We start from the raw sequence: 14,113 nt of genomic DNA on the forward strand, positions 1-14,113 counted from the left end.
CCCTGCCATTACAAAGCCTTTTGCTATGCTTAGGCATAATCGCAACCTTTTATGCCGGAAGGTGATAATGAGCCTGGACACCTCTCCCGTGCCCGAGCTCTCCGGACAACAACGGCGCTGCCATCTGCTGCTGATGCTGTACACGCCGGAGCCCGAGTTACAGCTGGAGACCCTGAGCCGAATCAACGGCGTCGCCCCCCCGATAACCCGGCAAGATATAGCCGAGGTGGCCAGTGAAATCCAGCGTTTCCACCACCTGGAGATCGCCGTCGATCACGATTGTGGTTACCAACTGCGGGGCAGCACGCTCGACCAGCGCCTGTGCCTGATCCATTGGCTGCGGCGGGCCCTGCGCTGCAGCCCGCAATTCGTTGAAGGCGATTTCGCCCCGCGCCTGCGGCACGCGCTGGCGGCCGATGCCGCCCCGGCGTCTGCGCTGGCAGAGGCGATCGATGCCTGCGAGCCGCTGCTCAACCGCCGCTTCGATGCACGCGACCGCCAATTCCTGCAGCATTATCTGCTCTACTGCGCCTGGCAAAATCGCCTGCGGCAGCATCCGCGTTTCGACGCCGTTCAGCGTGACTGGCTGCGGCAAAAACCGGAGCAGCAGGCCGCCGCCTGGCTGCATCAGGCCTGCAACCGGCTGTTTAATCAGCCGCCGCAGGCAGACGAGCGCGATTTTTTGGCGCTGACGTTTACCATGTTGAAAAATCACAGCTACCACAGCAACGACTCCGCGCAGGAACAGCGGCTGATGACGGCCATCGACAGCATGGTCGAGCGCTTCCAGCAACTTTCCGGCATGGCCTTCAGCAGCAAAACGGAGCTGGTCAGCCAGCTGTTTGCCCATCTGGCGCCGGCGCTGGAGCGCTGCCGTTTCGCCATCGGCATCGACAATATGCTGCTGGAAGAAGTGGTGCGCAAATACCCGCGGCTGATGCGCACCACGCAGGAAGCGCTGAAACCGCTGGAGCAGGAATACGGCGTGCATTTTTCCAATGAGGAGGCCGGCCTGGTGGCCATCAGCTTCGGCGCCTGGCTGATGCAGGACAACGCGCTGCAAGAAAAACAGGTGCTGCTGCTGACGCTGGACAACCCGCAGTTGGAAGAAGAAGTGGAATACCAGATCCGCGAGCTCACGCTGCTGCCGCTGAACATCAAGTACCTGCCGCTGAGCGACTATCTGCGCGGCGGTTCGCCACAGGGCGTCATGCTGGTGATCACCCCTTATGCGGCGGTGCACAGCGATCCGCACCCGCCGCTGATCTATACCGAACTGCCGCTGGAAACCCGGCAGCGCCAGGCGATCCGCGCGCTGCTGGAAGCCCCTTAATCAGCGGCTGACGCTGACCGCCGGCGGCCGGATGAACAAGGCCGGCACCGCGACCGCCGCCATCACCCAGAATACCCCGCCCTGCCAATGTTCGAACAGGAACCCGGCAATGACCGTCATGACGGCGATGCCGCCGCCCATCGCCAGCGCCGAATACACCGCCTGCAGCCGGATCACCTCTTGTCCCTGGCGTGCGGCGATAAAGCGCATCGCCGCCAGATGGCAGACGGTGAAGGTGCCGCAGTGCAGGATCTGGATCAGCAGCAGCCAGCCCAGCTCGGTGCTGTAGGCCATCAGGCTCCAGCGCAGCACGCCGCAGCAGGCGGAGAGCAACAGCAGGTTGCGCGCATTCCAGCGGCGGAACAGCACGTTGCTGCTGGCGAAAATAATCACCTCCGCCACTACGCCGAGCGACCACAGATAGCCGATGGTCGAGGCCGAATAGCCGGCTTCCTGCCAGTAAATGGAACCGAAGCTGTAGTAGCCGGCATGCGCCCCCTGCAGCAGCGTGACGCACAGCAGGAAGCGCCAGACCGGCCCTTCTTTCAGCAGTGCCCACAGCGAGCGCTCAGCTCCGCTGTGCGTGCGCGCTTCGCCCTGCGGCATGACGCTCGGCTTCAGCAACATGCCCAGCAGCATCGCCAACACGCTGAAGATCAGGCTGTAAAGAATGGCGTTATGGCCCCACACCGCCACCAGCTGCCCGGTCAGCGCCGAGCCGATGACGAACGCCAGCGAGCCCCACAGCCTTACCCGGCCGTAGTCCATACGGATCTGCTTTTGCCAGGTGCCGGCCAGCGCGTCGGTCAGCGGCACCAGCGGCGAGAAGAACAGGTTGAACCCCGCTATCACCAGCATCAGCCAGCCCCAGCCGTTGCCGAAGCAAAAGCCGACCGCGAAGGCCAGGGTCAGCAGCGCCAGCAGGCGCAGGGCGGAGACTAAATGAGAGGGATCTTTAACGCGGGGTGCAATCAGTAAACTGCCGAGGAAGCGGGCCACCAAGCCGGCGCCGAGCAACATGCCGATGGTTTCGGGTGCGATGCCCTCGCCTTTCAGCCATACGCCCCAGAACGGTAAGAAGATGCCATAGGAAAAGAAGTAGGTGAAATAACTGAGAGCGAGCCAACGCGTTGATTGCAGAACCATGATCCCTCCGGAGTGAGGGCAATACTTTGACAGAGCTCACACCGCCCCGCAATCGTCATTCCACTTCAATGCGTTAGAGTGCCAGACAGTTCACAGTTTGCTGCTGGCGGGCATAAAAAAACCCGCCGCAGCGGGTTTTGTCGGGCGAAAGCGGGATTATGCGTAAACCGGCAGGCGGGCGCAGATATCCAGCACTTTCTTCTTGGTGCGTTCGATGGTGGCTTCATCGTTGATGTTGTCCAGCACATCGCAGATCCAACCGGCCAGTTCGCGCACGTCGGCCTCTTTGAAGCCGCGACGGGTCACGGCCGGGGTGCCGATACGCACGCCGGAGGTAACGAACGGGCTCTTCGGATCGTTCGGCACGCTGTTTTTGTTGACGGTGATGTTGGCGCGGCCCAGGGCAGCATCCGCTTCTTTACCGGTCAGGTTTTTGTCGACCAGATCCAGCAGGAACAGGTGGTTATGGGTGCCGCCGGAGACCACTTTGTAGCCGCGCTGCAGGAACACTTCCACCATCGCCTTGGCGTTGACCGCCACTTGCTGCTGGTAAACCTTGAACTCAGGCTCCATCGCTTCTTTCAGCGCCACCGCCTTGCCGGCGATCACGTGCATCAGCGGGCCGCCCTGGCCGCCAGGGAACACGGCGGAGTTCAGCTTCTTGTACAGCTCTTCGTCGCCGCCCTTCGCCAGGATCAGGCCGCCGCGCGGGCCCGCCAGGGTTTTGTGGGTGGTGGTGGTGACGATGTGCGCGTGCGGTACCGGGTTCGGGTACACGCCGGCGGCGATCAGGCCCGCTACGTGCGCCATGTCGACGAACAGGTAAGCGCCGATGCTGTCGGCGATTTCGCGCATTTTGGCCCAATCAACCACGCCGGAGTAAGCGGAGAAGCCGCCGATGATCATTTTCGGCTTGTGGGTTTGCGCCTGCTTGGCCAGATCGTCATAGTCGATTTGACCTTTGTCGTCGATGCCGTAAGGCACCACGTTATACAGTTTGCCGGACAGGTTGACCGGGGAACCGTGGGTCAGGTGGCCGCCGTGCGCCAGGTTCATGCCCAGAATGGTGTCGCCCGGCTGCAGCAGCGCGGTGTACACGGCGAAGTTAGCCTGGGAGCCGGAGTGCGGCTGCACGTTGGCGTAATCGGCGCCGAACAATTCTTTGGCGCGATCGATAGCCAGCTGCTCAACGATATCCACGTATTCGCAGCCGCCGTAGTAACGCTTGCCCGGATAGCCTTCAGCGTATTTGTTGGTCAGCTGGGAACCCTGAGCCTGCATCACGCGCGGGCTGGTGTAGTTCTCAGACGCGATCAGCTCGATGTGCTCTTCCTGACGCACCACTTCCTGCTCCATGGCACGCCACAGTTCCGCATCGTAATCGGCAATGTTCATTTCACGCTTTAACATCCGGCATCTCCTGACTTAAATCAGCTAACTAAAAAATCACCAAATAACTACCCGTTTGGGTTCTGGGCCACAGTGTAAACCGTTTCGCCCCACCGAAGATAGGTCTTGACAGAGGTTTTTACGCAAACGATTGGCATAAGGTGGCGCAAGGCTTTGATCCGCGAAACGCCGCCGTTTATCAACGGACATTTCCTCATGCGAACGATGCGCTTTTTTCATGTTCTGTGAGCGCGATCGACGCCCGAAGAACACCGCAACGAAAACAAGGGTATTTACAAGCGACGCGGAACCCAATAAGATGCATTTAAAATACATCATTACAATTATCGTCAAGATCCCAACCCAAGGAGCGCTTCCATGCTGGATAGCCAAACCATCGCCACCGTGAAATCCACCCTTCCCCTGCTGGCTGCGACCGGGCCGAAGCTGACCGCCCACTTTTACGATCGCATGTTCGCGCACAACCCGGAATTGAAAGACATTTTCAACATGAGCAACCAGCGCAACGGCGATCAGCGTCAGGCGCTGTTCGACGCCATCTGCGCCTATGCCGCCAACATCGAGAACCTGGCGGCGCTGCTGCCGGCGGTGGAGCGCATCGCGCAGAAGCACACCAGCTTCAATATCCAGCCGGAGCAGTACAACATCGTCGGCGGTCACCTGCTGGCGACGCTGGACGAAATGTTCAGCCCGGGTCAGGAAGTCCTGGACGCCTGGGGCAAAGCCTACGGCGTGCTGGCCAACGTATTTATCCAGCGTGAAGAGCAGATTTATCAGCAGAGCGAAACCGACAACGGCGGCTGGCGCGATCTGCGCGCGTTCCGCATCCTGAAGAAACAGCCGCAGAGCGACGTGATCTGCAGCTTCGTGCTGGCGCCGGTGGACGGCGGCCGGGTGGCGGACTTCAAACCGGGGCAATACCTGGCGGTCTACATCAAGCACGACAGCCTGGAGCATCAGGAAATTCGCCAGTACTCGCTGACCACCTCGCCGAACGGCGAGTTCTACCGCATCGCGGTGAAGCGCGAAGATCAGGGGAAAGTGTCCAACTACCTGCACCAGCAGGCGCAGGAAGGCGACGTGATCGACATCGCCCCGCCGCACGGCGACTTCTTCCTCGACGTGGCGCCGACCACGCCGGTGGCGCTGATCTCCGCCGGCGTCGGCCAAACCCCGATGCTCGGCATGCTCAACACCCTGCACGACAACCAGCATCAGGCGCAGGTCCACTGGCTGCACGCGGCGGAAAACGGCAGCGTGCACGCCTTTGCCGATGAGGTAGCGGATATTGCCGGGCGTATGCCGAATCTGAGCCGCCATGTGTGGTACCGCGAGCCGGGTGCCGATGACGTGGAAGGCCGCGACTACCACAGCCGCGGATTGATGGATTTGAGCGCGCTGCAAGGCAGCCTGGCCGATCCGCAGATGCACTATTACTTCTGCGGTCCGGTGGCCTTCATGCAGTTCGTGGGCAAACAGCTGCTGGAGATGGGCGTAGAGGCCGAACGCATCCACTACGAATGCTTCGGCCCGCATAAGGTGCTGTAATGCGTGCGGAGCGCGGCCGTCAGACCGCGCTCCCTCTTCATTTCGCCTGCAGTTGACGCGCGTCCTGCACCTGCTGCACCGTCACCGGCGCCGCCTGGTTGCCCCAGCTTCCCCGCAGGTAGCTCATCAGATCGGCCGCCTGCCGATCGTTCAACGCCCAGCCATAAGCCGGCATGTCAAACGCCATCGCCTGCTGCGTGATCGGCGTATGCGCCCCCTCCAGCACCACCCGCAGCGCGGTCAGCGGATTGTCCGCCGTTACCGTGGCATTGCCCGCCAGCGCCGGAATGGCGAAGTCAGTGCCCTCCCCCTTATTGCCGTGGCAGGTCGAGCAGTACATCGCATAGGTCGCCTTTCCGCCCGGGTTATCCGCCTGCGTGGCTGGCGCAGCGGCTTTGGCGGCGGTTTCCGGTGCCAGGCTGCGCAGGTACACCGCGATGGCGTTCAGATCGCCGTCGCTGAGATACTGCGTGCTGTGGGTCACCACCTCGCTCATCGGCCCGGCGACCGCCGCATGGCGGCTGCGGCCGGTTTTCAGCAGCGCCGTCACCTCTTCCGGCGGCAGACCGCGCAGATTGGAGGCGTACCAGCCGTCCAGCTCGGCGCCGCTCAGGAACACCGGTTCCTTACCGTCCAGCCCCTTCTCCTGCATCGCCCAGCCGCGCGGCGTGTGGCAGCTGCCGCAATGGCCCGCGCCCTGTACCAGGTAGGCGCCGCGGTTCCACTCGGCGCTTTGCTGCGGATCTGCCTGATACGGCTGGTCGTCGTGGAACAACTGGTTCCACACCGCCAGCGGCCAACGCATCGACAGCGGCCAGCTGATGTCGCTGTCCCGGTTGGCGACGTTCTGCGCCGGCACCTCATTCATCAGGTAGTCATACAGGGCGCGCATGTCTTCCGCGCTCATTTTGGCGTACGAGGTATACGGCATCGCCGGGTAAAGCCGGTGACCGTCTTTGGCCACCCCCTGGCGCATGGCGCGATCGAACTCTTCGAACGAATAGGCACCGATGCCGTGCAGCTTGTCCGGCGTGATGTTGGTGGCGTAGATAGCCCCGAGCGGCGTCGGGAACTTCATGCCTCCCGCCAGTTCAGCGCCGCCCGGCGCGGTGTGGCAGGCGGTGCAGTCGCCGGCCTTGGCGACATATTCCCCGGCCGACATCGCCTGGGCCGAGCCGCCGGCCGCCAGCAGGCTCAACAGGTACAGCGAACGCAGACTCATGCTCCCTCCTTGGCGGCAACCTTGCCGTAGGCCAGTTCGTTCACCGCGCGCCACGCCTGATCGATCGCCGAGTTGGCGTACGGGCTCCAGTCAGAATCGGAGTTGGCGATAACGATCTTGCCGATCGGCTGCCGCGCCGTTTCGATGATTTTCTTGGCTTCTTCTTCATCGTCAAACAGCCCGTTGAGGAAGTAGGAATAACCGTGCGACCAGCGGTTGACGGTGATCGCCTGAATATCGCGCTGATGGTCGAAACCCGCCTCGCCCAGCATGCCCTGCAGCTGTTCGCGGATCATCTGCTCATGCACCTCGAACGGCGTGCCCAGCAGCAGCGCGCGCCCTTTGCGCGACTGCTCGCGCGGGCTGAGGCCGCTGCCCGGCAGCGTCGGCACGTACACCATATGCAGGCCGATTGGCCGATCCGGATCGCGCGGGTGCTGATACCCGCCCATGCTCACCGGGTAGTCCAGCTTCACGCGGCTGTACGGCGCGGCCGGCGAATAAATTTCGTGCACGCCTAGCTTGATGAACGGTTGCCAGTTGCGGATCACCACTTTGCTGTACACCAACGGCGCCTTGACGTTCTGCTTCAGCGCCTCCTGCTGCTCGTGCGACATCTCCGGCACCAGGTACGGAATCATCATGTTGTAGCCGGCCATCACCACCTGCCCGGCGCGCACCTTGGTCATCTTCTCGCCGGTCATGTAGGTGACTTCCACCTTGTCGCCGACGTTGGCCGCGTGCAGCCCGGTGCTGTTCAAACGCAGCTTCACCGGCGACTCCGGCCGATCGAGCTGGCTGTAGTCAAATTTGGCCAGCACCACGTCGTTCATGTCTTTGCCGGCCGGCGCCACCGCCGGGATCAGCTTGCGCACCATCAGGCGCGTCAGCGTGGCGTTGCCGTCCGGGAAGTGGAACACGTAAGGATCGTCGAGATCCGCCTGCGACTCTTCGTCCAGCGGCGGCAGATTCATGCCGCCGAGGCCCGGCAGATCGCAGATGCGCGCATCGCTGCACGACGTGCCGTCGATGCCCACCGCCTGGAAGTCGTTGGTGGTCTGCTGGAAATAACGGATCGCCAGCTCGCTCAGGCCCACTTTTTCACGCAGGAACTGGGTGTAGCTGTGGGTATCGAGCCACTCGACCTTCTGCTCCAGCGTCATCTCCGGCAGATAATCTTTCTCCACCGTATGCAGTGCGATCAGCGCCTGGCGATCGCTTTCCGGCAGCGGGAAATCACCGATGAACGCTTCATAAGAGCGGCCGTTGAGGCGATCGCGCGGAATGTCGTCCGCCACCGTGCGGCCCGGATCGCCGCTCACCACCTTGTCGACGCCGAAGTTCTTGCGATCGAAGTAAACCCCGCGGCTCAGGTTCAGATCCGGGTAGAAAGTGGTGTCAAAAGCCTGCTCCAGTTGGTCGATATCGACGCCGAGCTTGCGCAGCAGCCCCATCGCCACCGGGCTGAAGTTGGAGCGCGGCGACTGCAGCGATTCGCTGCCGCCGTAGCCGAGCAGCATGCCGTCGTCGGTGTTGAATTCGTTGCGCTTGGCGTGGCCGCCGAAGTCGTCATGGTTGTCGATCAGCAAAATGCGCTGCTGCTCGCCTTTCAGCTGCTGCCAGAAGCAGGCGGCCGCCAGCCCGCTGATGCCGGCGCCGACCACCACCAGATCGAACTCTTCAACGGCGGGTACGCTGCCGAAATCAAAGGTTTTACCGTCGCGCCCCAGCTGGTGCGCATGCTCGAACGAGCCCGGATGGTTACCCCGCAGCCCGGTCAGCGCCGGCGGGTAGTACAGGGTTTGATTGGCGGTTTGCGGCGACGCGCGCAAGATTTGCAGCGGCGTCAACCCGGCGGCGATGGTGATCGCCACCCCGTTGAGAAAATCGCGTCTGGTGATACCCATATAGGCTTCCTTTCAATTTTTATTATCATCGGCCGGCCGGGGCCGGCCCGAAGGCCGCGCTATTGTGCGGATAATTATTGTAAAATCAATGTTTGAACATCACATGACGAATGGCGGTGTAATCCTCCAACCCGTACATCGACATGTCCTTGCCGTAGCCGGACAGTTTCTGGCCACCGTGCGGCATTTCGCTCACCAACATGAAGTGGGTGTTCACCCAGGTGCAGCCGTATTGCAGGCGGGCGCTTAAGCGATGCGCGCGGCCCACGTCGCGGGTCCACACGGAAGACGCCAGCCCGTAGTTGGATTCGTTCGCCCAGGCCAGCACCTGCTCTTCGTCGTCGAACGGCGTCACCGTCACCACCGGGCCGAACACCTCGCGCTGCACGATCTCATCCTCCTGGCGCGCGCCGGCCAGCAGCGTCGGCTGGAAGTAGTAACCCGGTCCTTTCACCTTCTCGCCGCCGGTCACCACCTGCATGTGCGGCAACGCTTTGGCGCGCTCGACAAAACCGGCGACCCGCTCCAGATGCTGGGCGGTGATCAATGGCCCCAGCTCGGTGCTCTCGTCGTCCGGCGCACCGATCTTCAGGCTGGCCACCGCCTCGCCCAGCCGCTTCACCAGCTCGGGATAAATGCTTTTCTGCGCGTAGATGCGGCAGGCGGCGGTGCAATCCTGCCCGGCGTTGTAGAAACCGAAGCCGCGAATGCCGTCCACCACCTGCTGCAGATCGGCGTCGTCAAACACCAGCACCGGCGCCTTGCCGCCCAGCTCCATATGGGTGCGCTTAATGCCGGCGGCGGTGTGGGCGATGATGTGCTCGCCGGTGGCGATCGAGCCGGTCAGCGACACCATGCGCACCTTGTCATGCCCGGTCAGCCGATCGCCGACGCTTGCGCCGCGGCCGAACAGCACGTTGAGCACGCCCGGCGGGAACAGCCCGGCGGCCAGTTCGGCTAGTTTGAAAGTGGTCAGCGGCGTCTGCTCCGACGGCTTGATCACCACGCAGTTGCCCGCCGCCAACGCCGGCGCCAGTTTCCAGGCCGCCATCATCAGCGGGTAGTTCCACGGCGCGATCGAGGCCACCACGCCGAGCGGATCGCGGCGGATCATCGAGGTATGCCCGGCCAGATACTCGCCGGCCGCCATGCCGGTCAGGCAGCGGCTGGCCCCGGCGAAGAAGCGAAACACGTCGGCCACCGCCGGCAGTTCGTCGTTCAACACGCAGTGATAAGGTTTGCCGCAGTTGAGCGACTCCAGCCTGGCGAAAGTCTCGGCATGCTCGTCGATCAGATCCGCCAGCTTGAGCAGATGCTCGGCGCGCGCCTTCGGCGTGGTTTGCCCCCAGGCGGCGAACGCGGCGTCCGCCGCCAGCACCGCGCGATCGACCTGCTCCGGGCTGGCCTCCGCCACCTGCGCAATCACTTCGCCGGTCGCCGGGTTATACACCGGCTGGGTCGCGCCCTGGCCATTCACCAGTTGGCCGTCAATCAACAGTTGGCTTTGCATAGGGTTATCCTTTTATCAGAGGTCGGGTAAGGAAATTATTTGCCGCTGCCGGCGACGCTTTCCCCACCTTTGGTCAGGTAGTAAGCGCCGAGGATCGGCAGCATGGTCAACAGCATTACCGACAGCGCCACCACGTTGGTGATCGGCACGTCGCGCGGGCGACCGAGCTGGTTCAGCAGCCACAGCGGCAGCGTGCGCTCGTGGCCGGCGGTAAAGGTGGTCACGATGATTTCATCGAACGACAGCGCGAACGCCAGCATGCCCCCGGCCAGCAGCGCCGAGCCGAGGTTCGGCAAGATCACGTAACGGAAGGTTTGCCAGCCGTCGGCGCCGAGATCCATCGACGCTTCGATCAGGCTGTACGAGGTGCGGCGGAACCGGGCGATGACGTTGTTGAACACGATCACCACGCAAAACGTCGCATGGCCGACGACGATAGTCAGGATACCCGGCTCGATGTTCAGCGCCTTGAACGCCGCCAGCAGCGCCAGACCGGTGACGATCCCCGGCAGTGCGATCGGCAGCAGCAACAGCAGCGAAATGCTGTCCTTGCCGAAGAAATCGCGCCGATACAGCGCCGCCGCCGCCAGCGTACCGAGCACCAGCGCGATGGCGGTCGCCAGGCAGGCGATCTGCGCCGACAGCAGCACCGCATCGATGATGTCCTGCCGCCCGGCGGCAACGTTGAACCAGTGCAGCGTGAAGCCCTTCGGCGGGAAGCTGAAGGCGGCATCCTCGGTGTTGAAGGCGTAGATGGCGATGATCGCCAACGGGAAATGCAGGAAGATCAGTCCGCCCCAGGCGGCCAGCTTCAGCCCTAAGGGCGCGCGTTCAGAGTGCATCGAAAGCCCCCAGACGTTTGACGATGGAAAGGTAAATGGCGATCAGGACGATCGGCACCAGCGTAAAGGCCGCGGCCATCGGCATATTGCCGATCGCACCCTGCTGGGCGTACACCATGCTGCCGATGAAATAGCCCGGCGGCCCCACCAGCTGCGGCACAATAAAGTCGCCCAGCGTCAGCGAGAAGGTGAAGATCGATCCGGCGGCGATGCCCGGTACCGCCAGCGGCAAAATGACGTGGCGGAAGGTCTGCGCCGGCCGCGCGCCCAGATCCGCCGAGGCGTGCAGCAGCGAGGGCGGCAGGCGCTCCAGCGCTGCCTGGATCGGCAGGATCATGAACGGCAGCCAGATATAGACGAACACCAGAAAACGCCCCAGCCCCGAGGTCGACAGCGTGTTGCCACCGACGCCGGGCACCGTCAGCAGCGAAGCCAACAGCGGCTCCAGCCCCAGGTGCTGCAGGAACCACTGCGCCACGCCGTCTTTCGCCAGCAGCAGGGTCCAGGCATAGGCTTTAACGATATAGCTGGCCCACATCGGCATCATCACCGCGATGTAAAAGAACGCCTTGACGCGGCCGCTGGTGTAGCGCGCCATGTAATAGGCGATCGGGAACGCCAGCGCCGCGCTGGCCAGCGACACCAGCACCGCCATGGTCAGCGTGCGCAGGATGATGTCGTAGTTGGACGGGTTGAACAGCGCCGCCAGGTTGGCGAAGGTCAGATCCGGCGTCACCGCCATGGTGAAATCGTCGAAGGTGTAAAATCCTTGCCACAGCAGCGTCAGCAGCGAACCGAGGTACACCGCGCCGAACCACAGCAGCGGCGGCACCAGCAGCAAAAGCAGATACAGCGTCGGCCGGCGATAAAGCCAGGTCGACAGCGCGCGCACGGTACCGCCGCGCGCCGAGGGGGAATCGATGCTCATGTCCATCTCACCTCTCCTCCAGCAGCGGTACCATCGCCGCGCGCGGCCAGCAGGCGACGATCGGCTGGCCGATCTGCCGCTGTTGCCCTTCGGCGATCCACTGCGGATTGGCCTGGCTGACCAGCAGCTTTTCGCCGCCGTTCAGCGCGATTTCATACCGCGTGGCCGCACCCTGGTAATGGATTTCCTGCAGCGTGCCCTGCACCTGGATCTCGTCCTGCGCCGCGCCGCCGTGCTCCAGCAGGCGGATATGTTCCGGCCGGATCGAGAAGGTCCGGCTTTCGCCGAGCAGGCGCTGCGCCAGCTCGCTGCGCACCACGTTGGAGGTGCCGACGAACTCGGCGACGAACGGCGTCTTCGGCCGCATGTAAAGCTCGCGCGGCGTATCCACCTGTTCGATGCGGCCGTTATTGAACACCGCCACCCGATCGGACATCGACAGCGCTTCGCTTTGATCGTGGGTGACGAAGATAAAGGTGATGCCCAGCTGGCGCTGCAGCTTCTTCAGCTCGCCCTGCATCTGCTCGCGCAGCTTGAGATCCAGCGCGCCGAGCGGTTCGTCCAGCAGCAGCACCCGCGGCCGATTGACCAGCGCGCGCGCCAACGCCACGCGCTGCCGCTGGCCGCCCGACAGGTGCGCCGGCTTGCGTTCGGCAACGAAACCGAGCGCCACGCTCTCCAGCGCCTCTTGCGCCCGCGCCAGCCGCTCGCGTTTGGCGACGCCCTTCACCATCAGGCCGTAGGCGACGTTTTCCAGCACCGACATGTGCGGGAACAGTGCGTAATCCTGAAACACGGTGTTCACGTCGCGCTGATACGGCGGCAGGTTGGCGGCTTCCTGGCCGTGGATGCGAATCGAGCCGGAAGTGAGCTGTTCAAAGCCGGCGATCAGGCGCAGGCAGGTGGTTTTGCCCGAGCCGGACGGCCCGAGCATGGAGAAGAATTCCCCGTCCTGAATGTCGATGGATACCCGATCCACGGCGCGAACATCGCCGAAAGTCCGCGAAACATCGATGAATTGCACGGCAATGGTCATTTTCTGTGCTCCATACTGATGTAATTCGGGCGCAGCGGGCTGCGCCCCGCGGCTTAGCGGCCGCCCATGATGGCGATGTAATCCTGGGTCCAGCGGCTGTACGGCACGAACTTGCCGCCCTGCGCCTGCGGCGTTTTCCAGAAGGCGATTTTGTCGAACTGGTTGAAGCCGTTGGTTTCGCAGCCCTTCTCACCCAGCAGCGCGCTGGCCTTGCAGCCCGCCGGTGAAGCCGGCACCGATCCGAACCAGGCCGCCACGTCGCCCTGCACCTTCGGCTCCAGCGACCAGTTCATCCACTGGTAGGCGCAGCTCGGGTGCTTGGCGTCGGCATGCAGCATGGTGGTGTCCGCCCAGCCGGTCACGCCCTCTTTCGGGAACACGGTGGCGATCGGCTGCCCCTCGCCCTTCAGGGCGTTGGCCTGATACGGCCAGGCGCTGGAGGCCACCACGCCTTCGTTTTTAAAGTCGCTCATCTGCACCGAGGTGTCGTGCCAGTAGCGGTGGATCAGCGCGTGCTGGCTGCGCAGCAGCTTCAGCGCCGCCTGATACTGCTCTTCGTTGAGCTGATAAGGATCGCTGATGCCGAGCTGTGGCTGGGTGGCCTTCAGGAACAGCGCCGCGTCGGCGATGTAGATCGGGCCGTCGTAAGCCTGCACCCGGCCCTGGTTGCTCTTGCCGTCCGGCAGGTTCTGCTGCTGGAAGATCACCGCCCAGCTGTCCGGCGGCGTCGGGAAGGTTTTGGTGTTGTACATCAGCAGGTTCGGCCCCCACTGGTACGGCGTGCCGTAGGTTTTGCCGTCCACGGTGTACCAGGCGCCGTTCAGCAGGCGCGGATCGATGTTCTTCCAGTTCGGGATCAGCGCGGTGTTGATCGGCTGCACCCGCTTGCCGAAGATCAGGCGCAGCGAGGCGTCGCCGGAGGCGGTCACCAGATCGTAGCCGCCCTTGGCCATCAGGCTGACCATTTCATCGGAGGTGGCGGCGGTCTTCACGTTCACCGCGCAGCCGGTTTGCTTTTCAAACTGGGTGACCCAGTCGTAGTTTTTGTCGGACTGGCCGCGTTCGATGTAGCCGGGCCAGGCGATGATATCCAGCCGGCCTTCGCCTTTGCCCAGCGACTGCGGCAGATCGGCCGCCTGAGCCAGGCCGCACAGCACGGTGAGACAGAGCGCGGAGACGGTGGTGGTGACTGCGGTAGTTTTTCTCATCGTAATTACCCCTGTGTTGCGTA

11 protein-coding genes are annotated in these 14,113 nt (G+C 63.1%); 2 read left to right on the forward strand and 9 right to left on the reverse strand.

The features are described from left to right. The first annotated feature begins 67 nt into the window (after positions 1–67). Positions 68–1,333 (forward strand): stationary phase inducible protein CsiE, encoded by a 1,266-nt coding sequence (gene csiE / locus WCL58_RS20585; RefSeq protein WP_336851541.1) that lies wholly within the window; start codon positions 68–70, stop codon positions 1,331–1,333. Here csiE and WCL58_RS20590 read toward each other — a convergent pair whose 3' ends face one another. Then, a complete protein-coding gene (locus WCL58_RS20590) occupies positions 1,334–2,479 on the reverse strand; it encodes a 3-phenylpropionate MFS transporter (RefSeq protein WP_038874523.1) in 1,146 nt (381 codons plus the stop codon). A 156-nt stretch (positions 2,480–2,635) separates the two neighbouring features. Then, positions 2,636–3,889: a serine hydroxymethyltransferase gene (gene glyA, locus WCL58_RS20595; protein WP_004941389.1), complete on the reverse strand. Its 1,254-nt coding sequence runs from the start codon at positions 3,887–3,889 to the stop codon at positions 2,636–2,638. A 357-nt stretch (positions 3,890–4,246) separates the two neighbouring features. On the opposite strand from glyA, the gene hmpA reads away from it, so the two are divergent. Further along, positions 4,247–5,437: an NO-inducible flavohemoprotein gene (gene hmpA, locus WCL58_RS20600; RefSeq protein ID WP_086580325.1), complete on the forward strand. Its 1,191-nt coding sequence runs from the start codon at positions 4,247–4,249 to the stop codon at positions 5,435–5,437. A 37-nt stretch (positions 5,438–5,474) separates the two neighbouring features. Here the strand turns inward: hmpA and WCL58_RS20605 are convergent, their stop codons facing one another. The 7 genes from WCL58_RS20605 to ydcS form a co-directional block, all read right to left on the reverse strand. Beyond that, complete coding sequence (locus WCL58_RS20605; RefSeq protein WP_060441122.1) at positions 5,475–6,659, reverse strand: c-type cytochrome; 1,185 nt, start codon at positions 6,657–6,659, stop codon at positions 5,475–5,477. Continuing rightward, the gene (locus WCL58_RS20610; RefSeq protein ID WP_060425032.1) at positions 6,656–8,566 is read right to left on the reverse strand and encodes an NAD(P)/FAD-dependent oxidoreductase; all 1,911 of its coding nucleotides are present in this window, start codon (positions 8,564–8,566) and stop codon (positions 6,656–6,658) included. The genes WCL58_RS20605 and WCL58_RS20610 overlap by 4 nt, the downstream gene beginning before the upstream one ends. 85 nt (positions 8,567–8,651) lie before the next feature. Further along, positions 8,652–10,076, reverse strand: a complete 1,425-nt coding sequence (gene patD, locus WCL58_RS20615) for an aminobutyraldehyde dehydrogenase (RefSeq protein ID WP_336851542.1) — start codon at positions 10,074–10,076, stop codon at positions 8,652–8,654. A 35-nt stretch (positions 10,077–10,111) separates the two neighbouring features. Continuing rightward, positions 10,112–10,918 (reverse strand): ABC transporter permease, encoded by an 807-nt coding sequence (locus WCL58_RS20620; RefSeq protein ID WP_038874514.1) that lies wholly within the window; start codon positions 10,916–10,918, stop codon positions 10,112–10,114. After that, positions 10,908–11,852: an ABC transporter permease subunit gene (locus tag WCL58_RS20625; RefSeq protein WP_197757200.1), complete on the reverse strand. Its 945-nt coding sequence runs from the start codon at positions 11,850–11,852 to the stop codon at positions 10,908–10,910. Before WCL58_RS20625 ends, WCL58_RS20620 begins: the two co-directional genes overlap by 11 nt. Position 11,853: 1 nt before the next feature. Next, complete coding sequence (locus WCL58_RS20630) at positions 11,854–12,882, reverse strand: ABC transporter ATP-binding protein (protein WP_033651579.1); 1,029 nt, start codon at positions 12,880–12,882, stop codon at positions 11,854–11,856. A 53-nt stretch (positions 12,883–12,935) separates the two neighbouring features. Further along, complete coding sequence (ydcS, locus tag WCL58_RS20635) at positions 12,936–14,090, reverse strand: putative ABC transporter substrate-binding protein YdcS (RefSeq protein WP_033635611.1); 1,155 nt, start codon at positions 14,088–14,090, stop codon at positions 12,936–12,938. Positions 14,091–14,113 lie beyond the last annotated feature (23 nt).

The sequence above is a fragment of the Serratia sp. TMDUHS_CL genome (genome assembly GCF_037137105.1).
Classification (GTDB): Bacteria; Pseudomonadota; Gammaproteobacteria; order Enterobacterales; family Enterobacteriaceae; genus Serratia; species Serratia nevei.

Coding starts and splice junctions, on each gene's coding strand:
- csiE (WP_336851541.1), top strand. CDS start 68: ATGAGCCTGGACACCTCTCCCGTGCCCGAGCTCTCCGGACAACAACGG.
- WCL58_RS20590 (WP_038874523.1), bottom strand. CDS start 2,479: ATGGTTCTGCAATCAACGCGTTGGCTCGCTCTCAGTTATTTCACCTAC.
- glyA (WP_004941389.1), bottom strand. CDS start 3,889: ATGTTAAAGCGTGAAATGAACATTGCCGATTACGATGCGGAACTGTGG.
- hmpA (WP_086580325.1), top strand. CDS start 4,247: ATGCTGGATAGCCAAACCATCGCCACCGTGAAATCCACCCTTCCCCTG.
- WCL58_RS20605 (WP_060441122.1), bottom strand. CDS start 6,659: ATGAGTCTGCGTTCGCTGTACCTGTTGAGCCTGCTGGCGGCCGGCGGC.
- WCL58_RS20610 (WP_060425032.1), bottom strand. CDS start 8,566: ATGGGTATCACCAGACGCGATTTTCTCAACGGGGTGGCGATCACCATC.
- patD (WP_336851542.1), bottom strand. CDS start 10,076: ATGCAAAGCCAACTGTTGATTGACGGCCAACTGGTGAATGGCCAGGGC.
- WCL58_RS20620 (WP_038874514.1), bottom strand. CDS start 10,918: ATGCACTCTGAACGCGCGCCCTTAGGGCTGAAGCTGGCCGCCTGGGGC.
- WCL58_RS20625 (WP_197757200.1), bottom strand. CDS start 11,852: ATGGACATGAGCATCGATTCCCCCTCGGCGCGCGGCGGTACCGTGCGC.
- WCL58_RS20630 (WP_033651579.1), bottom strand. CDS start 12,882: ATGACCATTGCCGTGCAATTCATCGATGTTTCGCGGACTTTCGGCGAT.
- ydcS (WP_033635611.1), bottom strand. CDS start 14,090: ATGAGAAAAACTACCGCAGTCACCACCACCGTCTCCGCGCTCTGTCTC.